At 55.2% G+C, this 20519-nt stretch carries 22 protein-coding genes and 1 riboswitch; of the genes, 9 read left to right on the top strand and 13 right to left on the bottom strand.

Annotated elements, in window-relative coordinates; genetic code table 11:
* Positions 1 to 99 precede the first annotated feature (99 nt).
* The 5 genes from OK409_RS20185 to OK409_RS20165 are packed head-to-tail and all read right to left on the bottom strand — an operon-like array spanning position 100 to position 5129.
* Positions 100 to 1182 (bottom strand): ABC transporter ATP-binding protein, encoded by a 1083-nt coding sequence (locus OK409_RS20185; RefSeq protein WP_052271553.1) that lies wholly within the window; start codon positions 1180 to 1182, stop codon positions 100 to 102.
* A 2-nt stretch (positions 1183 to 1184) separates the two neighbouring features.
* Positions 1185 to 2132, bottom strand: coding sequence for a carbohydrate kinase family protein (locus OK409_RS20180; protein ID WP_010247086.1), 948 nt, complete (start codon positions 2130 to 2132; stop codon positions 1185 to 1187).
* Positions 2133 to 2134: 2 nt separating this feature from the next.
* Complete coding sequence (locus OK409_RS20175; protein ID WP_264367405.1) at positions 2135 to 2974, bottom strand: carbohydrate ABC transporter permease; 840 nt, start codon at positions 2972 to 2974, stop codon at positions 2135 to 2137.
* Positions 2964 to 3872, bottom strand: a complete 909-nt coding sequence (locus OK409_RS20170; RefSeq protein WP_022624334.1) for a carbohydrate ABC transporter permease — start codon at positions 3870 to 3872, stop codon at positions 2964 to 2966. Before OK409_RS20170 ends, OK409_RS20175 begins: the two co-directional genes overlap by 11 nt.
* A gap of 9 nt (positions 3873 to 3881) precedes the next feature.
* Entirely contained in the window at positions 3882 to 5129 is a 1248-nt protein-coding gene (locus tag OK409_RS20165) for an extracellular solute-binding protein (RefSeq protein WP_264367404.1), read from the bottom strand.
* A 297-nt stretch (positions 5130 to 5426) separates the two neighbouring features.
* On the opposite strand from OK409_RS20165, the gene OK409_RS20160 reads away from it, so the two are divergent.
* The gene (locus OK409_RS20160; protein ID WP_010247093.1) at positions 5427 to 6596 is read left to right on the top strand and encodes an ROK family transcriptional regulator; all 1170 of its coding nucleotides are present in this window, start codon (positions 5427 to 5429) and stop codon (positions 6594 to 6596) included.
* Positions 6597 to 6637: 41 nt separating this feature from the next.
* Here OK409_RS20160 and OK409_RS20155 read toward each other — a convergent pair whose 3' ends face one another.
* From OK409_RS20155 to OK409_RS20145, 3 genes are all read right to left on the bottom strand, one after another.
* The gene (locus tag OK409_RS20155) at positions 6638 to 7912 is read right to left on the bottom strand and encodes a Glu/Leu/Phe/Val family dehydrogenase (protein ID WP_010247095.1); all 1275 of its coding nucleotides are present in this window, start codon (positions 7910 to 7912) and stop codon (positions 6638 to 6640) included.
* A 465-nt stretch (positions 7913 to 8377) separates the two neighbouring features.
* Positions 8378 to 8767: a DUF1090 domain-containing protein gene (locus OK409_RS20150; RefSeq protein ID WP_010247098.1), complete on the bottom strand. Its 390-nt coding sequence runs from the start codon at positions 8765 to 8767 to the stop codon at positions 8378 to 8380.
* A 122-nt stretch (positions 8768 to 8889) separates the two neighbouring features.
* Positions 8890 to 9660, bottom strand: coding sequence for a MerR family transcriptional regulator (locus OK409_RS20145; RefSeq protein WP_064690786.1), 771 nt, complete (start codon positions 9658 to 9660; stop codon positions 8890 to 8892).
* A gap of 361 nt (positions 9661 to 10021) precedes the next feature.
* Here OK409_RS20145 and OK409_RS20140 point away from each other — a divergent pair, with 361 nt between their 5' ends.
* Positions 10022 to 10417, top strand: a complete 396-nt coding sequence (locus OK409_RS20140; RefSeq protein WP_010247102.1) for a hypothetical protein — start codon at positions 10022 to 10024, stop codon at positions 10415 to 10417.
* 45 nt (positions 10418 to 10462) lie between these two features.
* Here OK409_RS20140 and OK409_RS20135 read toward each other — a convergent pair whose 3' ends face one another.
* Positions 10463 to 10936: a DUF1348 family protein gene (locus tag OK409_RS20135; RefSeq protein WP_167433064.1), complete on the bottom strand. Its 474-nt coding sequence runs from the start codon at positions 10934 to 10936 to the stop codon at positions 10463 to 10465.
* A 55-nt stretch (positions 10937 to 10991) separates the two neighbouring features.
* Complete coding sequence (locus tag OK409_RS20130; RefSeq protein WP_010247107.1) at positions 10992 to 11426, bottom strand: 6,7-dimethyl-8-ribityllumazine synthase; 435 nt, start codon at positions 11424 to 11426, stop codon at positions 10992 to 10994.
* 390 nt (positions 11427 to 11816) lie between these two features.
* On the opposite strand from OK409_RS20130, the gene OK409_RS20125 reads away from it, so the two are divergent.
* The gene (locus OK409_RS20125) at positions 11817 to 12524 is read left to right on the top strand and encodes a phage antirepressor KilAC domain-containing protein (RefSeq protein WP_010247108.1); all 708 of its coding nucleotides are present in this window, start codon (positions 11817 to 11819) and stop codon (positions 12522 to 12524) included.
* A gap of 133 nt (positions 12525 to 12657) precedes the next feature.
* On the opposite strand, the gene OK409_RS20120 is transcribed toward OK409_RS20125, so the two are convergent.
* Positions 12658 to 13455, bottom strand: coding sequence for a MetQ/NlpA family ABC transporter substrate-binding protein (locus OK409_RS20120; RefSeq protein WP_010247110.1), 798 nt, complete (start codon positions 13453 to 13455; stop codon positions 12658 to 12660).
* A gap of 284 nt (positions 13456 to 13739) precedes the next feature.
* Here OK409_RS20120 and OK409_RS20115 point away from each other — a divergent pair, with 284 nt between their 5' ends.
* Both OK409_RS20115 and OK409_RS20110 read left to right on the top strand, forming a co-directional pair.
* Complete coding sequence (locus OK409_RS20115) at positions 13740 to 14123, top strand: cupin domain-containing protein (RefSeq protein WP_264367403.1); 384 nt, start codon at positions 13740 to 13742, stop codon at positions 14121 to 14123.
* A 151-nt stretch (positions 14124 to 14274) separates the two neighbouring features.
* The gene (locus tag OK409_RS20110; RefSeq protein WP_010670359.1) at positions 14275 to 14856 is read left to right on the top strand and encodes a DJ-1/PfpI family protein; all 582 of its coding nucleotides are present in this window, start codon (positions 14275 to 14277) and stop codon (positions 14854 to 14856) included.
* Positions 14857 to 14926: 70 nt separating this feature from the next.
* Here the strand turns inward: OK409_RS20110 and OK409_RS20105 are convergent, their stop codons facing one another.
* Positions 14927 to 15613 (bottom strand): molybdate ABC transporter substrate-binding protein, encoded by a 687-nt coding sequence (locus tag OK409_RS20105; protein ID WP_264367402.1) that lies wholly within the window; start codon positions 15611 to 15613, stop codon positions 14927 to 14929.
* Positions 15613 to 16662: an ABC transporter substrate-binding protein gene (locus tag OK409_RS20100; protein ID WP_158132318.1), complete on the bottom strand. Its 1050-nt coding sequence runs from the start codon at positions 16660 to 16662 to the stop codon at positions 15613 to 15615. Before OK409_RS20100 ends, OK409_RS20105 begins: the two co-directional genes overlap by 1 nt.
* Before the next feature lie 288 nt (positions 16663 to 16950).
* Positions 16951 to 17049: riboswitch (guanidine-I (ykkC/yxkD leader) on the top strand.
* A 60-nt stretch (positions 17050 to 17109) separates the two neighbouring features.
* On the opposite strand from OK409_RS20100, the gene OK409_RS20095 reads away from it, so the two are divergent.
* The 4 genes from OK409_RS20095 to OK409_RS20080 are packed head-to-tail and all read left to right on the top strand — an operon-like array spanning position 17110 to position 20512.
* The gene (locus OK409_RS20095; RefSeq protein ID WP_264367401.1) at positions 17110 to 18165 is read left to right on the top strand and encodes a putative urea ABC transporter substrate-binding protein; all 1056 of its coding nucleotides are present in this window, start codon (positions 17110 to 17112) and stop codon (positions 18163 to 18165) included.
* A gap of 24 nt (positions 18166 to 18189) precedes the next feature.
* On the top strand, positions 18190 to 19005 hold the full coding sequence (locus OK409_RS20090) for an ABC transporter permease (RefSeq protein ID WP_264367400.1): 816 nt from the start codon (positions 18190 to 18192) through the stop codon (positions 19003 to 19005).
* Positions 19002 to 19787: an ABC transporter ATP-binding protein gene (locus OK409_RS20085; protein ID WP_129063356.1), complete on the top strand. Its 786-nt coding sequence runs from the start codon at positions 19002 to 19004 to the stop codon at positions 19785 to 19787. The genes OK409_RS20090 and OK409_RS20085 overlap by 4 nt, the downstream gene beginning before the upstream one ends.
* Positions 19784 to 20512, top strand: coding sequence for an urea amidolyase associated protein UAAP1 (locus OK409_RS20080; protein ID WP_256843843.1), 729 nt, complete (start codon positions 19784 to 19786; stop codon positions 20510 to 20512). Before OK409_RS20085 ends, OK409_RS20080 begins: the two co-directional genes overlap by 4 nt.
* The last annotated feature ends 7 nt before the right edge of the window (positions 20513 to 20519 follow it).

The following is a 20519-nucleotide window of genomic DNA, read 5'->3' as shown; positions in this document are numbered from 1 at the left end:
TAACAATACACACTGAAGTTTCAGAGCAGGCCCGGCACCAGACTGCGTTATCACCTGTCGCTTAACTGACTGACATTACCGCTGGCGGGTTTATTTTTATCACTGTTCCGTCAGCCGCATGCCGCTGCTGGCATCAAACAAATGCATTTTATCCGGATTAACGGTCACCGGCAGCGTGCCGCCAGGCACGGCATCGCTGCGGCCGGTCAGTTGCATATGCAGCGGGAAACCCTGCCATTTCAGATGTAGCAGGGTCGATTCGCCGGTGATCTCAACAATATTGACCGCCGCCGGTTGCCCGCTGGCATCAAAAATCAGATCGTGCGGACGTACGCCGAGCGTGACCGGCTGATCGGCCTGCTGCTGTGCCGCACTGTGCCAGCGACGCGGCAACGGCAGCCACTGCTCGCCACAGCAGACGCCAGGCAGGCCATCGCGTGTCTGGAAACGGGCATCCAGCAGATTCATCGGCGGTGACCCGATAAACCGCGCCACGAAGGTGTTTACCGGGCGGTCATAAATCGCCAGCGGCGCACCCTGTTGCACTATGACCCCTTCTTTCATCACCACAATCTGATCCGCCAGCGTCATCGCCTCGACCTGATCGTGGGTAACATAGACCATGGTGGTTTTGAAACGCTGATGCAGCGACTTAATCTCGGCCCGCAGCTCCATGCGTAACTGCGCATCAAGATTAGAAAGCGGCTCATCAAACAGAAACACCTGCGGATTGCGCACCATGGCGCGGCCCATCGCCACGCGCTGCCGCTGTCCACCCGACAACGCTCTTGGATAACGCTGCAACAGCTGATCGATGCCGAGAATGCCGGCAATACGGGCGATTTTGCTTTTTTGCTCCTCGCGCTTCACCTTTTTCACCTGCATGTGAAACGCCAGATTCTCCGCGACGGTGAGATGCGGATAGAGCGCATAGCTCTGAAACACCATGGCGATATCCCGGTCAGCAGGATCGAGATCGTTAATGCGTTTTTTATCCAGCATGATCGCCCCGTCAGAGACGGTATCCAGACCGGCAAGCAGCCGCAGCAGGGTTGATTTGCCGCAGCCGGAGGGGCCAACCAGCACAGTGAAACTGCCATCAGGGATGGTTAAATCCAGCGGGTGCAGCACGCTCTGTTTACCGTAGCGCTTCGCCACCTGTACAAGTTCAACACTGGCCATGGTCAGCGCACCTCATTTGATAGTTGGAGTTGTTGCCAGCTGGGATAGCGGCGCGGAGAGCTGCTTATCGCCTGTGATGCCACTTCAATGCCCCAGCGCAGCGCCGTGTGCGATGGCTGGTGATAGAGCAGTGCAGTAAGAAAACCGGCATTAAAACTGTCACCGGCACCAATGGTATCTACCACCGTCACCGGCTGGGCAGCAGCATACTGCACAGAGGCGGCAGACCAGAGACGTGCGCCCTCTGCGCCACACTTAATCACACAGCCGCCGCGACCACTGAGCCGGGCCGCCAGCTGTTTACCGCTTTGATCCAGCAGTTCTGCGCCCGATAAGCCCAGCGCTTCCACCTCATTCAGCAGCAGCCAGTCACAGTCCGCTAACCAGTTGCCAATCTGTAAGCGAAGCCCATCGCTCCAGCCCGCAGGCGGCCAGCCGGTATCCACGGCGACACAGAAGCCACGCTGTTGCAGCGCGGCCAGCAGCGCCGGGTAGTGATCATAGAGTTCCAGACAGAGAAAGGTGCCGCACAGCAGTACGATGTCGCCCGGCGTCGCCTGCGACGGCAACTGGGCCAGCACATCGTCCGCGGTCAGCACGGTAATATGGCCGTGATTGCTGAGAAACGAGCGTTCGTTATCGGGATGGGTCACGCCTACCGTCAGCGAGGTTTCACAGGCATAGCGCGGCCAGTATGCAGCGCTATGAGGAAAGTGACTGGCGAGCCAGTGACTGAAGCCATCGTCGCCCTGATTGGCAATGGCCCGATGCGGCACCTGCATCGCCTCCAGCGCCAGCGCACAGTTACCTGCGGACCCGCCGGGACGTAACTCGCTGTGCTGCAGCATCACTTCCGTGCCGCGCTGCGGCCAGTCGCTGAGCGTACTCATGATTAAATCAACATTTATATTGCCCACCACATAGAGGGTGGGCGTGAGGGTAGTGACCATAATTATCCCTTACTTCCGCCGCTGGTGAGACCGCTGACCAGCGTCTTCTGCAACCAGATGGCAATAAACAGTGGCGGCACCGAAGCCAGAATGCCGATTGCCGCGATCAGCCCGTCATCGGTCGCGCGTCCTGCGGTAAAACCGGCAATGGCGACCGGCAGGGTCTGTGCCGAAATATTGCTGGTGAACAGCAGCGCGTAGAAAAACTCATCCCAGGCGAGCAGCCAGCCGAACAGCGCGGCAGCGCCCAGCACCGGCTTTGCCAGCGGCAGCGTAATGCGCAGCAGAACCTGCCAGAAGCGCAGGCCATCAAGCCGTGCTGCCTGTTCGATATCACGTGGCAGTGAGTCGAACTGGTTCTTCAGCATCCAGGTCAGAAACGGCAGGATCAGTGAGCAGTAGACCATCACCAGGCCGGGACGGGTGTTGAGCAGCCCCAGTTGTTGCAGCAGAAAGTAGAGCGGCAGCACAAACGCCACGGGCGGCACCATATAGATTGCCAGAGCGCCGGAAAGCCAGGCATCACGACCACTGTAGCGTGAGAAGCTGAACGCCGCGGGTATCGCCAGCAGCAGCGAGATCGCTGTGGCCACCGTCGCCACCAGCAAACTGTTACCCAGCGCGTGCAGGAAAACGTTGCCGGGCTGATTTGGTGCCAGCGAAATCAGCCTCTGATAGCGGCTGAAATCCCATTGACGCGGCAGCCACTCCAGCGGCACGCGGGAGAGATCGCTGGCAGAACTGACGCTCATCAGAAACAGCCAGCCCATCGGGGCCAGAATGCTGACGGCGACCAGCAGCGCAGCCCCGTAGCGCAGCACCCGTCGCAGTTTAGTTTTCATAAGCGGTACTCCGGCGGCGCTGATGCCATAACATCAGCAGATAGAGCGTGATCAGAAGGGCGCACATCAGGGTCATCAGTATCGCGTAGGCGGCACCGCTGCCGGCACGCAGATAGCTGAACGACTCCTGATAAACGAAAAAGCTCAGGGTTTTGGTGCTGTCCACCGGGCCGCCGCGCGTCATCACGTAGATGATGTCGAAGATTTTAAAGGCATCGATGGTGCGTAACACCAGCGCGACGCCGAGCGGTGCAACAATCGCCGGGAAGGTAATCGCCCGGAAACGCCGCCAGGCGGAGGCACCGTCCAGTCGTGCCGCTTCAAACAGATCCTCGGGGATCGACTGCAGCGCCGCCAGCACCAGCAGGGTGACCAGCGGATAGTTTTTCCAGATATCCGCAAACATCACCGCGTTGAGCGCCGCCTCCGGCGATCCCAGCCAGCTGCGATAGCCGTCAATGATGCCGAGCTGGCTGAGCAGGGCGTTGATGCTGCCGTAATCAGGGTTGAAGTTGAGCCGCCACATCATGGCGTTGACGATGGTCGGCAGCGCCCACGGCAGAATCACCAGCACCCGCAAAACGTTGCGCCCGATGAATTTCTGATTCAGCAGCAGCGCCACCAGCACGCCGATAATCCCTTCAACGGTGACAGACACAAGGGTGAAATAGAGTGTGCGCCAGATCGACGCCCGAAAGTCGGGATCGCTAAGCGCATAGAGATAGTTTTCCAGCCCAATCCAGGCAGGCGTTTCACCACTGCCAATCAGCGCAGCATCGGTAAAGCTGAGCCAGATGGTACGCAGCAGAGGCCAGGCGGTTAACAGCAGCATCACCAGCAACATGGGTGCCAGCAGCACCCATGCCTGACGCTGTTCGCGTTGACGCAAACTCAGCATCATAACTCCTTAACGCAGCCGGGCGGCGCTTTTATCAACCGTCGCCATCGCGTCCTGCGCCGGGGCTTTACCCAGCAACACCTGCTGTAACTGCTGTTGCAGCTGGTTCGACAGACGGGAATAGTCAGCGGTCTCCGGACGTGACAGCATCACGTTTAGCGATTTGTCCGCCGCGGCAATCAGGCTCTCCTGATCCTTTTTCACCGCCACATCCTGATAAGAGGATTTCCAGATCGGCAGGCTGAGCTTCGCATACTGATTCTGTACCGGCTGTGAGGTCATGTACTGAATGTACTGCCACGCCTCGTTGGCATGGGTGCTGCCTTTGGTGATCCCCAGCCCCATTGAGCCGTTTACCGCCCCCACTTTTCCTGGCGCATCGCCGGGCGCAGGCATGATCCCAACGTCGCCCGCCACTTTGCTCTGCTTCGGATCGTTCGCCATGTTGTACATGTAGGTCCAGTTCAGCGCGAAAGCCGCATCGCCATTAGAAAACGATTTACGCACATCCTCTTCCAGATATTCACGCGACGCCGGGTTACTCAGGCCCTCATCGAGCGAGCTTTTCATCAGGTTAAGCGCCTTGAGTGAAGCCGGGCTGGAGAAGTTAAGTTTGCCGTTCTGATAGAACTGACCACCAAAGCCTGAAACAAGCGTGGTGTAGTCACACACCAGCGCCTCAGCCTGGGACCAGCTCCAGACCAGCGGCCAGGTGACAATCTTTTTATCCTTGATGATCTTCGCGTCATCCAGCACCTGCTGCCAGGTCTGTGGCGGCGTGGTGATGCCCGCTTTAGCCAGCATCGCTTTGTTGTAGTAAAGGTATTTGGTGTCGAGGATCCACGGCATACCCAGCGTTTTACCTTTGTAAACCACGGTGTTCATCGCGCCCGGGAAGACCTTCTCTTTATCCTCTGGCGTAATGCGTGCGCTGACATCCTGCAGCAAATCGAAACGGGCGAATTCCGCTGGCCAGATGGCATCGAACAGCACCACATCATAGCCATTGCCGCCCGCGCCACGCGCCGCCACAATCTTGTCGTGCAGCGCCTCATAAGGAACAAACTCCAGATTGACGCTGACATCCGGGTGCTGCTTCTGAAAATTTTGCGTCATCGCGCGGATATCATTTTCGCTGTAAGCCGCCTGGGTCATAAACAGGGCATTGATCTGGCTGGCCGCCGCCGCGCTGCCTGCGCTTAACATCAGTAAGGCGGCAAAACCGGCTTTTAGTTGGGGTGTGTAACGCTGTGACATGGTCTTCTCCACTGTGCAGCAACAGGCTGTCGGTTAATTAAATCAATTTGATTGATTTAATCGGGGGCGTAATTTTGGTCAGTGGGTGAACTGACCTGTCTGAATCTAAGCAAACGGCATGCCACAGTGCCGGAGGGCATTGCAACAAAGCCGTAACAACGCTGAAACTCAGACTGCGCTTTTATGGCAAAATTGCCTATCCTGATGCGCGAGAATTGCGTGCAGCATCAAAGATATTGTTTGCCCGAATGCTTTCGGAGACCAATACTGTCGGGTCCCGCTGAAATGGAAAACAACATGAAAACCTCGGGTACCAACCTTGAACATGCGCGGGCGCACAACCGGCGTGTGGTGATTGAAGCTATTCGTCTGCACGGTGAACTGACCCGTGCCGAACTGGCCCGCATGACGGCGCTGACGCCGCAGACCGTCTCGAATATCGTGGCGGAACTGGAGCAGGCCGAACTGCTTACCAGCCGCCAGCCGCGCCGCAGCGGGCGTGGTCAGCCCTCAATTCCGGTTACGCTCAATCCCACCAGTGCCTGGTCGATCGGCATCCATCTTGATCACCAGACGCTGCTGCTGGTTCTGGTCGATCTCAGCGGCGAAGTGCGTTTCCGCCGCCTCGTTCTGGTGCAAAAGCCCCAGCCTGCTGCCACCCTGGCGTGCATTGCCAGCGTGCTGGAGGAGATGCGCGCCTTCCTGGGTACTCAGTGGCAAAAAGTGCTGGGGATTGGCGTGGTGATGCCAGGGCCTTTTGGTGTGGAGGGCATTTCATCAGTGGGGCCGACCACGCTGAACGGGTGGGAGCAGGTCGATATTGAGGCTGAACTCGCCACCATCAGTGGTCTGCCGGTGACGCTGGAAAATGATGCTACGGTCGCCGCCATAGGCGAACGCTTTCACGGCACGGCGCGCCACCTGAACTCCTTTATCTATCTCTATATCGGCACCGGCCTGGGCGCGGGGATCTTCACCGATGGTCATATCTATACCGGCCACGCCCATAATGCGGGCGAAATCGGACACATTGTGGTCGAGCCGGGCGGTCGCGACTGCTACTGCGGAAATCAGGGCTGCCTCGAGCGTTACGTCTCGCTGCAGGCCGCTTATGAATTCTGCGGTCTCGATCCAATGCGGGCGCTGCCCGAAGATCTGTTGCAGATTGAACCCGCGCGTTTTACCGCATGGATTGAGAATGTGACGACGCCGTTACGTCAGGCAATCAATATTCTGGAGTCGGTGTTTGATGCTGAGGCGGTAATTATTGGCGGGATGATGCCTGCGCCGTTGCTGGAGCAGATGGTGCAGCGATTGCCGCCGCTTTATCAGTCGGTGCGCGGACGCTATCTTAACGATATGCGACTAAAAATTGGCATGACCGGCAGCGATACAGCCGCTCTCGGCGCCGCCGCTTTACCGATTTTCGATGAATTTAATCCGAAGTTTCAGGTGCTGATGAAGTAGTCAGGGAAAGGGCGCTGCTGCAGGCAACAGCGCCACAGGCATTAACCCGGGTAGATACCGCGATCTTTACGCGCCATCAGAATACGCTCACAGGCCACGATATAGGCCGCGGTGCGCAGCGAGCAATCTTTCTCCTTCGACTTTTCCCAGACGTGTACCATCGCTTCCGTCATGATCTTGTCTGAGCGACGATTGATCTCATCTTCGCTCCAGAAGAAGCTGGCCATGTCCTGAACCCACTCGAAGTAGCTGACGGTCACGCCACCGGCATTACAGACCACGTCCGGTACCACGATAATGCCGCGGGTGGCCAGCATGTCATCGGCATCCGGATAGGTCGGGCCGTTTGCGCCTTCCAGCACGATTTTGCAACTCAGGACTTCAGCACGCTCACGGGTAATCTGACCTTCCAGTGCCGCCGGGATCAGAATATCCATCCCTGTGGTCCAGAACGCCTCTTTATCAATGCTCTGCGCACCAGGGAAACCGGCAATCTGCTTATTGGCGATCTGCCATTCGGTCAGGGCAGCCATGTTGATGCCATCGGCATTAAACAGCGTCGCGGTGTGATCCTGAATCACTACCACACGAGCACCCGCCTCATCAAACAGGCGTGCCGCTTCGCTGCCGACGTTACCGAAGCCCTGGACCGCAACGCGTGCGCCTTCAATTTCAATACCTGCACGGCGTGCCACTTCGCGTCCGGTAATAAACACGCCGCGACCGGTGGCTTTTTCACGCCCCAGTGAACCGCCCAGATGAATCGGTTTGCCCGTGACAACGCCGGTAATCGTTGTGCCGTGGTTCATGGAGTAGGTATCCATCATCCACGCCATCACTTTGCTGTTGGTCCCGACGTCTGGCGCAGGAATATCTTTTTGCGGCCCGATGATGATGCCGATCTCGCTGGTGTAACGGCGGGTCAGTCGCTCAAGTTCACCGTCGGACAGTTTGAACGGATCAACGCGGATACCGCCCTTAGCGCCGCCATAAGGCAGGTTAACCGCCGCACATTTGATGGTCATCCATGCGGAGAGCGCCATCACTTCATTAAGGTCGACATCCGGATGGTAGCGAATACCGCCTTTTCCTGGGCCGCGCGAAAGGTTGTGCTGAACGCGATAGCCTTCGAAATGGCGAATTGAGCCATCATCCATCTGGAGAGGAATATCAACAATCAACGCACGTTTTGGATGACGCAAAGTATCTATCCAACGTGAAAGATCGCCCAGATAGGGCGCAACCCGGTCGATTTGCTGTAAATAGGTGGACCAGGCAGATGTGCTGCTTTCAGACGCATAAGATAACTTATCCATAAAAAACCTTTCTTAATGAAGTTATTTATTGTGTGGAGCCGTGGATGGAGAGCGCATTGCATTGCGCCGACATAATCTAACACTCCTGAAACAAATAAGATGTGGCATTAGCCATGACACAACGCAGTAATGCCCTGTTTTGGGGCAGGGTAAGTGAATAGATTAGTATTGCTGGCCCCTTACAGACGAATAAAGATGCGCGTGGAGTGCGTATTTTCTGCATAGGACAGGAAATATCGCTATCTTTCAAATCTTTGAGGGCGTTCAAAAAGTTAAATAATTGGTCGTAACCATGTTGACTTTGCTGCACCAATTAAGTGCATGAGAATAAGTAATCAAAGGATTACATAAAGTAATGGATTGGACGTTAATAGCGCAGGCTAATCAGGTATTTAGAAAGGAGAGAGGGTCAGGGCTGGGGAAGGGAGAATAACGGGCCAGCGCAGTGGCTGGCCAGAATGAGTTTTACTGATGCAGAGCCTGCTCGGCTTCTTTCAGTTCCTGGCGAGCGTCAGCCAGTTTATCTTCGCGCTTCTGGATCTTGCTGGCGCTGCGGCCTTCTGCTTTCGCTTTAGCCAGTTCCTGTTCGCGTTCCTGTACCTTCAACTTTTTCTCTGCCACTTTTTCCTGACGCTGCTTTAGCAGACTGCTTTCGGTACAGTTCTGATTTACTTCGCTCAGCGCTTTTTCAAGGCCGGCAACCTGATGGGTATTATTGTGCTGGCGGGCAAAAGAGAGCTGGGTCTCAATCTCCTGCTTTTTGGCTGCACAACCGGTCAGGCCAGAGGCCGCGTGAGCAGCAGTAAAAGTGAGTGGTAACAGGAGAAGGCTGAAGGTCAGTAAGGTCTTTTTCATCTTAGTCTCGTCAATGAGTCAGGGTTGTGGCACCAGTATACGGAACCACCTTAAGAGATTCTTAACGAAAAAAATTATTTACTGGCGCGGAAAAACAGGGGTAAAGAAGGCGCTGCCTGCTGTCAGGCAGCGCTGGAGGCGTTGGATTGGGCAAATTGCAGGTTACAATCAGGTCCACTGAGCATTACCGGATGTCCATCCAGACTCTGCTGTTCAAAATAGTCCTGCATCTGCTGGCTGATGCCGGCACCACACCACATCACATGATGCTGATGAAGGTCGGTTTTAACGGCTGGCAGCCCGGTTGCACGCGAGTCAACCTCGACATTAAAGCCCATCGCAGTAAGACGAATGGCTTCAAGCCAGATTTCGGTTTTATCAAGTACGCTCACCGCTTCCAGAAACAGAGGAATAGAAGATTCGTTGCGCGATGAGGCGCGCATGACTTTATCCGCCTGCTGCTGCACGGTTTGCTCAAAACGGTTGAGGCGACGTGACGCTCCCCGACGGAGATCGGCGTAAAGCCAGGCGCTCAGCGGCCGCAGCAGATTAATGACGAAATCATCACCGCTATAATGGCTGGACATCGTGTGCATCTGGCGTGAAAGCGACAGCGGTGTGCCAAATTCCAGTTGCCAGAGCAGGTCGCCTTTGCGCGCCGCCCAGCCATAGGTGGTGACCGTCGAAGCAGCCTGCTGACCTTGCCAGATTTCGTCGAGCGTCGCGCCAGTCGCTGTTAAGCCAACCAGGGTCTGGATTTCACTGAGGTGATGATCACTCCAGCGTTCCTGATACTGCTGCGGCGTCAGTAATCCCTGCTTCATCCAGCTCTTCAGGTTAGCGGGATGGGTGCCGGTTATGGCGCAAACAGTATCGGTGGTATAAGAATGCATATCGTGCCCTCTGTAGAGGGGAAGGCCGCCGGGATTAACCGGGGATGAACCACCACTATGAACCTTATAACAGTCAATTAACAGAGGCAGAGTTAAGGCAAATCGGCGCTATGTGCCTGTGACGCTACGCTTATTCGTTGTTATTCTCCGATTAAATTTATGCTGATCAGCAGGTTAAAAGCGCTGCGATCAGGCAATAAAAATACTGTGTATTTATTCAGTAAATATTCTTTACGCAAATATACCGGGAAATCGGTACTTTTAAGCCTATTTTAAGAGCATGCCGACTCTTATCCCCCTTACATCCTCCCGCTAAATCGCTAAAATAGCGGGTTCTGATGATCAGGAGAAAGAGTGCCCAATGCGTTATCGTTTTAGTCTCGCCGTTGTAACGGTTGCTGCTGTACTGACTGGCTGTGCAAAACATGCCGCCAGCGATGCGCCAGATGAATTTGCTGCTGGCCCGACGCAGATTGATGTCTCACACATCAAGACCCGCGCAGATGATGGCTCCAGTGTATTCCTGACTGTAGATGGTAAAGACGCCGGCAGATTGCCTAACGGCGAAAGCATGCTGCTGCATGTTCCGGCCGGAAAACACCAGGTCGGTGGCTATGTACCCACTCTGTTTGGTATGGGTCGGGTGACCATTGCACCGGTAGAAGTGACCACGTCACCGGAAGATGTTAAAAAAGTGGCTTATACGGTCACACGCAACAAAGCGACCTTTGTTGAGAACAAGGACGAGCAGGGCTGAGTGGATGACGGCGGAGAGCTGCGCTCTCCGCTGGAAGGGCTGGCGCTATAAGCCCAGTTCGCTCAGTGAAGGATGGTCGTGAGGGCGTCGGCCCTGCGGCCAGTGAAACAGCCGCTGTTCTTCACTGATTTTCAGATCGTTGATGCTGGCATAACGCTGCTGCATTAAACCCTGCTCATCAAAGGCCCAGTTCTCGTTGCCATATGAGCGATACCACTGCCGTTGCTGGTCATGCCATTCATAGGCGAACCGCACCGCAATCCGGTTCTGGTCAAAACTCCACAACTCTTTAATCAGCCGATACTGCTGCTCCCGCTGCCATTTTTGCTGCAGGAAGGCGATAATTTCTGCCCGGCCGGTCAGAAAGGTATCGCGATTGCGCCATTTGCTGTCCGCTGAATAGGCCAGAGCGACCCGCTCCGCATCCCGGCTGTTCCAGCCATCCTCAGCCAGCCGGACTTTTTCAATCGCCTGTGCAGCCAGGGTAAATGGCGGTAGAGGCGGACGTGTATTTTCCAACTTTCTCTCCTTAACAGCGCAGGCAAACGCATTGTCAGCATTCGTTACAGTCGTATCAGAGTTCCAGGGCGTGAATCTGGCAGACGGCACGCGCCGCTTCCTGACCTTTTTTCACGAAATGCTGAGTATAGAAGTCGATAAACTCGGCCGATGGCTGGAAATTATGCGGCGTGAGTGACACCGAGAAGACGGGCACATTGGTTGCCAGCTGTGCCTGCATCAGACCACTTACCACAGCCTGCGCGACAAAATCATGGCGATAGATGCCGCCATCCACCACCAGTGCTGCACAGACAATCGCATCGTAGTTGCCAGTCTGCGCCAGGCGTTGCGCCAGCAGCGGCATTTCAAAAGCGCCCGGAACATCCCATGTTTTAATCTCATATGAGGTACCGCGGCTTTCCAGTTCCTGTTCGAATCCTGTCAGAACCTGAGAAACGATTTCGCTGTGCCAGTTAGCTTTAATAAAGGCGACTTTCAACGGCTGCATGACTTACTCCAGTAAAAGGTGACATCCAGTGGTAACGGGCCAGATTGCGCCTCTGCACCCCGAATCAAAAATAGTGCGCCCGGCAGGCCAGTAACCTGCTGACAGCCTTCACTATACTGTAATGTAAAGAGTCTGTGTCCATCATTGTGATTATATGTAAATAACTGAGCGATGGCTTACCCGCTTATGCTGCAGCAAAAGCCTGCAACGTCTCCTGCAAGGTATTCCACACGCACGCTTCAGCCCGCCAAACCGCCTCACACCCTGTTGTTTGCGTAACAGCTTCCAGTTACGTTATTGCTTAAATAAAATACTGGATATTTGAACAGGTGTTTGTATAATTAATCGACTGCCCGCCGGGTATTGGTAGCGTTAGCGAGGGGTGAACCCATGATGATTTCAACTGAAAGCCTCAAATCTCTGGAACAATCGGTCACAATGAGCAGTCGTGAACTGGCTCAGATGACCGGTATTACACACGGAGAAGTGAAGCGGTTAATCAAAAGTCTGGAGACGGCTCAGCGTCTCTCCCAGCCGCTCAGCGTGAATGAGTATGAGCGGGAAGGGGAAGTGCGTCAGGAGTACCGTCTGTGCAAGCGTGACTCGCTGCTGGCCGTGGCACGCCTGTCGCCAGGCTTCACTGCAGAAGTGCTGGATCGCTGGCAGGACCGCGAGAAGACGACCCATCTGCCTGACTTTACCAATCCGGCTGAAGCCGCTCGCGCCTGGGCTGAGCAGTTTGAACAGCGTCAGGCGGCGGAGCAGCAGCTGGCTCTCTCGGCACCCAAGGCGGCGTTCTTTGATAACTTCGTTGAGGTTGATGACTCGCTGGGCTTTCGGCAGCTCTGCAAAATGCTGAAAGTGAAAGAACCGGAGTTTCGCCAGTTTCTGCTGGAGCGCAACATCATGTATCGCGCAAAAGGCACCCTGACGCCGCAGCACTACCATATGCAGGCCGGCTACTTTACGCTGCATACCGGCACGGGTGAAAATCAGCACGCTTTCTCTCAGGCACGTTTTACGTCTAAAGGGGTGAAATGGGTCGCCAGTCTGTGGGCAGGGCATCTCTCTGCTCAGCCAAAAGGCGCAGCCGCGTAACCGTTCCTGTGATCTTGCGGGCTGGCGCGGATGTATAAGTGCTGGCAGATGTGCCTGTAAAAGTGCAGATATAAAAAAAGGCCGCAACAGAGTGCGGCCTTTTTGGATCGTTAATGATCGATTATCAGGCGAATTACCAGCCTTTAATCGCATCACCCTTGTAAACTTCTTCGGCTTTGGCCGCGACTTCCGGTGACTGCAGCGCAGACTTCAGCTTCTGAATTTTATCGCTGTCTTTATTATCTTCACGTGATACCAGCGCATTGACGTAAGGCGATGAGGCACTTTCCATAAATAAGCCATCGCGGTGCGCTGATAATCCAGCCTGAGCCGAGAAATTAGTATTAATGATCGACAGGGTCACGTTGGGATCGTCTAAGGTGCGGGTCAGCTGTGGGGTGTCCACTTCAACCAGCTTCAGATTTTTTGGATTTTCGATGATATCCAGTGAGGTCGGCAAATAACCCACATCCGGTTTGAGTTTAATCAGACCCTGCGCCTGCAGCAGCAGCAGGCTGCGTCCCAGCGTGGTGGCTTCGTTAGAGATGGTGATAGTGGCACCATTCTGCAGCTCACTGATGTTCTTAATTTTGTGCGAATAGGCAGCAATCGGGAAGACGAACGTTTTACCCACTACCGCAAACTTATAGCCGCGCTCTTTAGACTGTGATTCCAGATAAGGCAGGCTCTGGAAGGCGTTTGCATCGACTTCTTTGTTATTCAGCGCTTCATTTGGCAGTACATAGTCATTGAAGTTAAGTACTTCGACATCCAGCTTATATTTATCCTTCGCCACCTGCTTTACCACCTGCCAGATTGCTTCATCAGGCCCGGTATTAATCGCTACTTTAACTTTGTTATCGTCATCTTTTGAGCAGGCGGATAATAGTAGAACAGAACTGGCGAGTAATGCCGTAAACAGACCTTTCATTATCAGAAATCCCTCAGGTGGTTGATGGCTTCAAAGATAATACAGAACTCACAGGTTGCGTACTGACTGAGGAATATATCTTATAACCACAACGCAAATATTGAACATTAATTAATCAGTCATTCAGCCAGTCCGCTAATGGCCGGTTTTCATCCCAGTATTCGCTGGCGGAAAATTCCTGTTAACAAGCTTATTAAAACGCAGGCGGGCATCAACACAGTTTTCTTCTAAGCTTACTTATCGGTCACTACTGGCATTCTATTGATTATTAACAGGGATTAACCATGTCGAAGCAAGATAACAGGATTAACGCGGTTGAAGTGATGCGCAGCAGCCAGGCCTGGAACGGTGACGTTCTTGAGGCCTATCCCACCGGCGAACCTGAGCTGACCGTTATGCGGCTCTCGCTACCTGCCCATACGTCATTGCCCTGGCATACCCATCCAATGCCGAATGCGGCGTTTATTCTTTCCGGCACCCTGATTGTTGAGGATAAAGAGAGCGGCGAACAGCGCACCTTCCATGCGGGTGAAGCCCTCAATGAGACGGTCAACAGCGCGCATCGCGGTTACACCCTGGATGAGCCAGCCGAACTGGTGATTACCTATGCCGGTGTAAAGGGGCAGGAACTGACCGAGCCACTGCCGGGCGAGCCGGAAGAGTTTTAAGCGCACTTACTTCATGACGCACCACGGTAGTGTCGCCCGCTGCCGTTTAAAAACCCTGCTCAGACTTGATTCGGATCAGTAAAGGGTGCGCCTGCACAGACCAGGATTAAACGCTCTCTGCTTCATCCACACCAATTAAAAAGGAATTTTCATGGATAAGAATGTTGCTCTGCTGCTTGCCCCTGGCTTTGAAGAAGCTGAGGCTATTATCACTCTCGACATCCTTTCACGTCTGGGCGTTCAGGTTACAACTCTGGCCTGTCAGCCCTATCGCGAAGTGAACAGTTATCATCATGTGAAGGTTGTCGCCGATGAGCTGCTGGAGGCGAATCGGGACAGGCTGTTTGATGCGGTGATTGTGCCGGGTGGTCCTGACGGCAGCAAAAATCTGGCGGCAAATGCGGCAGTGATAGATTTTATTCGCCGCCATGATGAGGCGGGCCGCCTGGTCTGCCCAATCTGCTCCGCAGCGGCCAGAGTGCTGGCGCCACAGGGTCTTTTAAGGGGGCGTCGCTATGTCAGTTCTGGGACGTCATCAGAAGGTGTCACCGATGGCGTTTACGTTAATGCCTCGGTAGTGAAAGATGGCAATCTGCTGAGTGGACAGGATCTGGGCGCGGCGTTTGATTTCGCCTTCGCGATCGCTTTTATCCTGACTGGCGAGGCTGATAGTGCCACCGAGCAGGCTGAACATATCAGTCACAAGCTTAAGGTGGATTTCGCTAAGCTTTAATGAGCGGTGTTTCGCGCCCTTAAAGCGACATGCTGACAGGGCGCAAAGACATCCGCGACAGAAAAGGCATTTACTCCCCGCCAAACCCCGCTTCCCGCAGTACCTTTTTTGCCTGCTCCGATTCTAAAAAATCCGCCAGCCGACGCGCCTCTGGCGTAATGACTGCACAGGCGTAGCGCGCAACAGAATTGAAAGCCGCAGGGATATCAACGACTTTCAGCCCGGCAATCTGGCTCAGGGCAGCCCGATGGCTGGCATAACCGATAAACAGATCCGCCTGATCATCGAGGATAATCCATTCTGCCGCCAGCATGCCTGCGGGAATCGGTGCAGAGTCGCGCCCACCCACCAGTGCCTTTGCGCGCTGGCGCACCGCTTCACCGGCTTTGCCCATCCGGGTGAAAAGGGCCTGCGCGTAGTCGCCAGAGGGATCGGCTGTGGGCGTAGAGGTTGCGATCCGCAGTGTGTCGCGGGTCACTAGCTGATACCAGTCGTCTCCCGCCTGTAGCCGATCGCTGCGAACCGTGATGCAGAGTTTATTAGTTGTGAACGGTATGACTGCCAGCGCTCGCCCAGCGTTCAGCAATTTTTGCGGATGCTCCTCACTGGCTGAAGCAAAGAGATCGCAGGGCTCACCGGCTTCAATCCGTTCGCGAAGCAAACCGGCGGGGCCAAACCGGGTTTCAACTGGCTCAGGAAAGTACGCCATCAGCGCGGGCCAGACCGCTTTCAGGCTGCCCGCCGCCAGTACGCGCATCACTCTGTTCCCTGATAAGCGGTGCGATAGAAGCGCTGATACCACTTATTGGCCAGCTTATTCATGTCCACATCCTGAAATTTCTGCGGATAGAGTTTTTTCGCCATCCACAATTCGCCAATCCCCATCGCTTCCGGCATTGGATAACCCCATGCTTTGGCGTAGTCCGGCATCAGCCAGACACGATGATTTTTTACCGCGTCGATAGCCTGCCACTGTGGTGAACTGTTGATTTCATTCACGACGGAGGGATAACGGTCCTGCACAAAAATCACCTGCGGATCCCAGGCGATGACCTGCTCCATCGACACGGTTTTGAATCCCTTTACAGTCGCTGCGGCGACGTTGACCGCGCCCGCATGCAGCATCATCAGGCCGGTATATTTCCCTGATCCGTAGGTGGTCAGTTCCGGGTTCGCCATATAGGCGCGAATGCGTTTTTCCGCCGGAACATCTTTCAGGCGATCGCTGACGATTTTGCGGCCCTCATCGGTGGCCGTAATCAGCGCTTTTGCTTCTGCCGGTTTATTGATGATCTCGCCGATAAGCGTAATCCCTTCACGCAGTCCTTTGTCATAGGCCATTTCCTCATCGCGGATAGAGGGGTTCATTTTTGCCTTTTCACCCGGCTCGTCATGACGCAGTGAGATAGCCACCACCGGAATGCCCAGCGCGGTAATGCTGTCGATCATCTCATGCGGCGCATAGTTGGTCACAAACACCACCTGCGGATGCAGCGCCACCAGTTTTTCGGGATCAACATGCGTCAGATCCCCCAGTGTCGCTTTCTGATTCAGCTCAGGAGCCAGGCGGGCATAGCTGTCGCCAAGCTGCTGCTTCCAGTTCGCCATCACACCGACGATTTTATCGGTCGCGTTCATCTGCACCAGCAGGTTAAGCGTCTGATGCTGAAGCACCACAATACGATCAACACGGTCAGGAATCGTGACCTGGCGGCCAGTCTGATCGGTTATCTGGCGCGATGCCTGGGAAAAGAGCGGAAGGAGTATCAGTAAACCGAGTGTGCATGCCTGCCAGAAGCGCTTCATTAACTATCCTCAAAATTCGTTATGCATTGGATTATATAACGATAAGTGACAGGCGTCACGGTCCGGGTCTGCATTCCGGCATAGATGTGAGTACGAAAAGAGACTGACTGAGGGTTCTGATATCTCTTGCCTGCCCGGCACTGATTATGTGCAACGCCCGTTACTGACTCACCATCACGGTGCCTTCTGGATTCTGCTCTCTTTATTTCTCTGATTTTACGTAAGTTAATTTCTGGCACGCCATTTGCTGAAGTCTGAACAGTAAGCAGCGTTCGACACAATTGATAGCAAATAGCTGGCTAGGGTTCCGGTTCACGCAGGTGAATGTCTGGTCCGAGAGCTGGCGACCTCTGTGAGGTTACACGGCGGGACAAAAGCCCGGGAGACAGCGGCACCAAATGGTGTCTTGCGCTGCTCCCGTTTTTTTGTGCCAACCAGAGGTCAACCATGAAGAATTCACCCCTCCTGACGCTTATTCTGTCGCTGACGCTGCTGGTCAGCGCGCCATCTTTCGCCGCGGTCAAAAAAGAGTTCAATATCTGCTGGACCATCTATGCGGGCTGGATGCCCTGGGGCACCATCAGCAACGAGAAAATCATCGATAAATGGGCCAGCAAATACGGCATCAAAATTCATATCACCCAGCTCAATGACTATATCGAGTCGATCAACCAGTACACCGCGGGTCAGTTCGACGGCTGCACCATGACCAACATGGATGCCCTGACCATACCTGCGGCGGGCGGCATTGATTCCACGGCGCTGATCACCGGCAGCTTCTCTGATGGCAATGACGGTGTGGTGCTGAAAGGCGTAAACAAAAAACTCAGCGACCTGAAAGGGATGTCTGTCTATCTTCCTGCGCTGTCGGTTTCGCACTACCTGCTGGTTCGCGGTCTGGAGAAGGCCGGTTTACAGGAAAAAGACGTTAAGGTCGTGAACACCTCCGATGCCGATATCGTCTCCGCCTTTGGTACCAGCGGCGTGCAGGCGGCGGTTGCCTGGAATCCACAGCTTTCAGTGATCAAGAATACCCCACAAACCACAGAGGTGTTCAGCTCTTCGGCCGTGCCGGGCGAACTGATTGACATGATGGTGGTGAATACAGAGACCCTGAAAGATAACCCCGCGCTGGGTAAGGCACTGACCGGGGCCTGGTTTGAGATGATGGCGAAAATGCAGGCCGGAGATGCGCAGGCGCTGAGCGCGATGGCTGCCGATTCCGGTACTGACCTCGCCGGATACAAGGCGCAGCTGAAAACCACCCACCTGTTCTGGACCCCAGCCGAAACCCAGACATTTGTTTCTTCCCCCGATCTGGCGAAAACCATGCAGCGCGTCGCCGCGTTCTCCTTTGATAAGGGATTACTGGGCGAGGGTGCACAAAGCGCTGACTTCATCGGCATGAGCTTCCCTGGCAACATCACCGTCGGTGATACAGCGAACATCAAACTGCGCTTTGACGACAGCTATCTGAAGATGGCCGCTGCGGGCAAGCTGTAATCACCGATCTCAGGAGTATTTGCCATGCGCCACATCAACCGCTATCCCCGGCAGGGAATGCGCCTGACGCTGATGCTATTACCTTTTGTGCTGCTGATCGCCGTCTGGTTTATCAGTTCGGCTGTGCGTCTTGAAGCCAACCCACACGACAAACTGCTGCCCGGCCTGTCACAGATGATCGCCGCCATTGATCGGATGGCCTTCACGCCGGACAAGCGCAGCGGCGAATATCTGCTGTGGGCGGATACGTGGATTAGCTTAAGCCGTCTGCTGACCGGCCTGGCGATCTCTTCACTGATTGGTCTCTGCATCGGTGTTGCTGCGGGCGTCTTCCCGATGAGTCGCGCGGCGCTGTCACCCTTTATGACCGTGATGTCGATGATCCCACCGCTGGCGCTCCTGCCGATGCTGTTTATCGTCTTCGGGCTGGATGAGCTGTCAAAAGTGATGCTGATTGTTATCGGGATTACGCCGATGCTGGCGCGCGACCTTGAACATCGGGCGCGGGAAATCCCCGCAGAGCTGTTTATCAAAGCACAAACCCTGGGGGCGAACAGCTGGACGGTGGTGCTGCGGGTTGTGCTGCCGCAGCTCTTGTCGCGGCTGATCACCTCGCTGCGGCTGTTGCTGGGATCCGCATGGCTCTTTCTGATCTCCGCCGAGGCGATTTCCGCAACCGCCGGACTGGGCTATCGCATTTTCCTGGTTCGTCGCTATATGGCGATGGATGTGATCATTCCCTATGTCATCTGGATCACGCTGCTGGCGTGGCTGATGGATCTCGCGCTGCGTCAATTGCACAAAGCCTGTTTCCCCTGGGCGGAAGGAGGCCGGGAATGAGTTTTATCGATATCAAAAATATCTGGCAGGAGTATGGCGACCACGTGGTGCTGGAACGCATCAATCTGCAGGTCAAAGAAGGTGAATTCTGCTCGCTGGTGGGGGCGTCCGGCTGTGGTAAGTCGACGTTTTTACGCCTGCTGCTGGGTCAGGAAAAGCCGACACGGGGATCGATCACACTGGATGGCGAACAGCTGCGCGCGGAACCCGATCGCAGCCGTGGCGTGGTGTTTCAGCGTTACTCCGTTTTCCCTCATCTCAACGTGCTGGATAACGTCGCCATTGGCCTCGAACTTCCGGCTTCACCGTTTACTGGCCGACTGTTTGGCACCCGAAAACGCCATGCCCGTGAGCAGGCAAAACAGATGCTGGAGAAAGTCGGGCTGGGCCATTCTCTCGATAAATATCCGGCGCAGCTTTCGGGCGGGATGCAGCAGCGGCTGGCGATTGCGCAGGCTTTTGTGATGCAGCCGCGCGTACTGCTGCTTGATGAGCCCTTCGGCGCGCTGGACCCCGGCATCCGCAAAGATATGCATGCGCTGCTGCTCCAGCTCTGGAGCGAAACCCGCATGACGGTGTTTATGGTCACTCACGACCTTGCCGAAGGCTTCAATCTTGGCACCCGGCTGCTGGTTTTCGACAAAGTGCGCATCGATCCTCAGGCCCCCAATGCCTGGGGCGCGCGTATCACTTACGACATCCCGCTTAATGAAACGCGGCTGTCGCAGCTGGCAACCCGCAACAAAAACAACATTTATCCCCTCAAGGAGACCGCTCAATGACCGCACTTTTTCATTCAGCTCCGAGCCTGCGCGAAGAGCAGCTGCCTGGCGGAGGGCACACCTCGCTGATTCTGCGCAAAGGGCAAATCCTGCGCCTGACCGACATCGAGGGCGGCGCGAACGTCAGCATGATGATGCTCAATCCCCACGAGAAAAGTGAACGCCTGAATCTGCCGGATACCCTGAAAGGCCAGCATACGGCTCGCCTGACCACCGGGCACTGTTTCTACTCCGACATGGGACGCGTACTGGCCGCGATTGTGGCGGATAGCTGCGGCTGGCACGACCCTTTTGGCGGCGTTCTCAACGCGGCGGAAGCGCACGATAAGTATGGAGCCGGACGCTATCAGGAGCTGCGCAACGGCTTCTACCGCAACGGCACAGATAATCTGCTGGTTGAGATGGGCAAATGGGATCTGGGCCTGGAAGATCTGCTGATGGTCGTCAATTTTTTCAGCAAGGTCACGGTTGATGATAAGGGCCGCTTCAGGTTCAGCGCTGGCAACAGCCGCGCCGGCGATTTCACTGAACTGTACGCACCCATGGACGTGCTGATGGTGCTGACCGCGCTGCCACATCCGCAGGATCCCGCCGCTGACTATCTCCCGCGACCGGTTCAGCTGAGCTGGTATCAGGCCGACGATATGCAGGCCGTCAGCGAAGCGATGGTCACGCGTGGTGAAAACCAGCGCGCGCTTCATAACACCCAACTTTTTGCCCTGTAAGGAGGCT

It is taken from the genome of Pantoea sp. RG18, from assembly GCF_025910075.1.
Taxonomy (GTDB): domain Bacteria; phylum Pseudomonadota; class Gammaproteobacteria; order Enterobacterales; family Enterobacteriaceae; genus Pantoea; species Pantoea agglomerans.
This window is presented reverse-complemented; position numbering and strand designations above follow the sequence as displayed.

Bases quoted from the DNA above. Each gene is read 5' to 3' on its own strand.
- OK409_RS20185 (WP_052271553.1), bottom strand. From the start codon at position 1,182: ATGGCCAGTGTTGAACTTGTACAGGTGGCGAAGCGCTACGGTAAACAG.
- OK409_RS20165 (WP_264367404.1), bottom strand. From the start codon at position 5,129: ATGTCACAGCGTTACACACCCCAACTAAAAGCCGGTTTTGCCGCCTTA.
- OK409_RS20160 (WP_010247093.1), top strand. From the start codon at position 5,427: ATGAAAACCTCGGGTACCAACCTTGAACATGCGCGGGCGCACAACCGG.
- OK409_RS20095 (WP_264367401.1), top strand. From the start codon at position 17,110: ATGAAGAATTCACCCCTCCTGACGCTTATTCTGTCGCTGACGCTGCTG.
- OK409_RS20170 (WP_022624334.1), bottom strand. From the start codon at position 3,872: ATGCTGAGTTTGCGTCAACGCGAACAGCGTCAGGCATGGGTGCTGCTG.
- OK409_RS20145 (WP_064690786.1), bottom strand. From the start codon at position 9,660: ATGCATTCTTATACCACCGATACTGTTTGCGCCATAACCGGCACCCAT.
- OK409_RS20105 (WP_264367402.1), bottom strand. From the start codon at position 15,613: ATGCGCGTACTGGCGGCGGGCAGCCTGAAAGCGGTCTGGCCCGCGCTG.
- OK409_RS20155 (WP_010247095.1), bottom strand. From the start codon at position 7,912: ATGGATAAGTTATCTTATGCGTCTGAAAGCAGCACATCTGCCTGGTCC.
- OK409_RS20175 (WP_264367405.1), bottom strand. From the start codon at position 2,974: ATGAAAACTAAACTGCGACGGGTGCTGCGCTACGGGGCTGCGCTGCTG.
- OK409_RS20090 (WP_264367400.1), top strand. From the start codon at position 18,190: ATGCGCCACATCAACCGCTATCCCCGGCAGGGAATGCGCCTGACGCTG.
- OK409_RS20100 (WP_158132318.1), bottom strand. From the start codon at position 16,662: ATGAAGCGCTTCTGGCAGGCATGCACACTCGGTTTACTGATACTCCTT.
- OK409_RS20150 (WP_010247098.1), bottom strand. From the start codon at position 8,767: ATGAAAAAGACCTTACTGACCTTCAGCCTTCTCCTGTTACCACTCACT.
- OK409_RS20140 (WP_010247102.1), top strand. From the start codon at position 10,022: ATGCGTTATCGTTTTAGTCTCGCCGTTGTAACGGTTGCTGCTGTACTG.
- OK409_RS20115 (WP_264367403.1), top strand. From the start codon at position 13,740: ATGTCGAAGCAAGATAACAGGATTAACGCGGTTGAAGTGATGCGCAGC.
- OK409_RS20125 (WP_010247108.1), top strand. From the start codon at position 11,817: ATGATGATTTCAACTGAAAGCCTCAAATCTCTGGAACAATCGGTCACA.
- OK409_RS20080 (WP_256843843.1), top strand. From the start codon at position 19,784: ATGACCGCACTTTTTCATTCAGCTCCGAGCCTGCGCGAAGAGCAGCTG.
- OK409_RS20130 (WP_010247107.1), bottom strand. From the start codon at position 11,426: ATGCAGCCGTTGAAAGTCGCCTTTATTAAAGCTAACTGGCACAGCGAA.
- OK409_RS20110 (WP_010670359.1), top strand. From the start codon at position 14,275: ATGGATAAGAATGTTGCTCTGCTGCTTGCCCCTGGCTTTGAAGAAGCT.
- OK409_RS20085 (WP_129063356.1), top strand. From the start codon at position 19,002: ATGAGTTTTATCGATATCAAAAATATCTGGCAGGAGTATGGCGACCAC.
- OK409_RS20120 (WP_010247110.1), bottom strand. From the start codon at position 13,455: ATGAAAGGTCTGTTTACGGCATTACTCGCCAGTTCTGTTCTACTATTA.
- OK409_RS20180 (WP_010247086.1), bottom strand. From the start codon at position 2,132: ATGGTCACTACCCTCACGCCCACCCTCTATGTGGTGGGCAATATAAAT.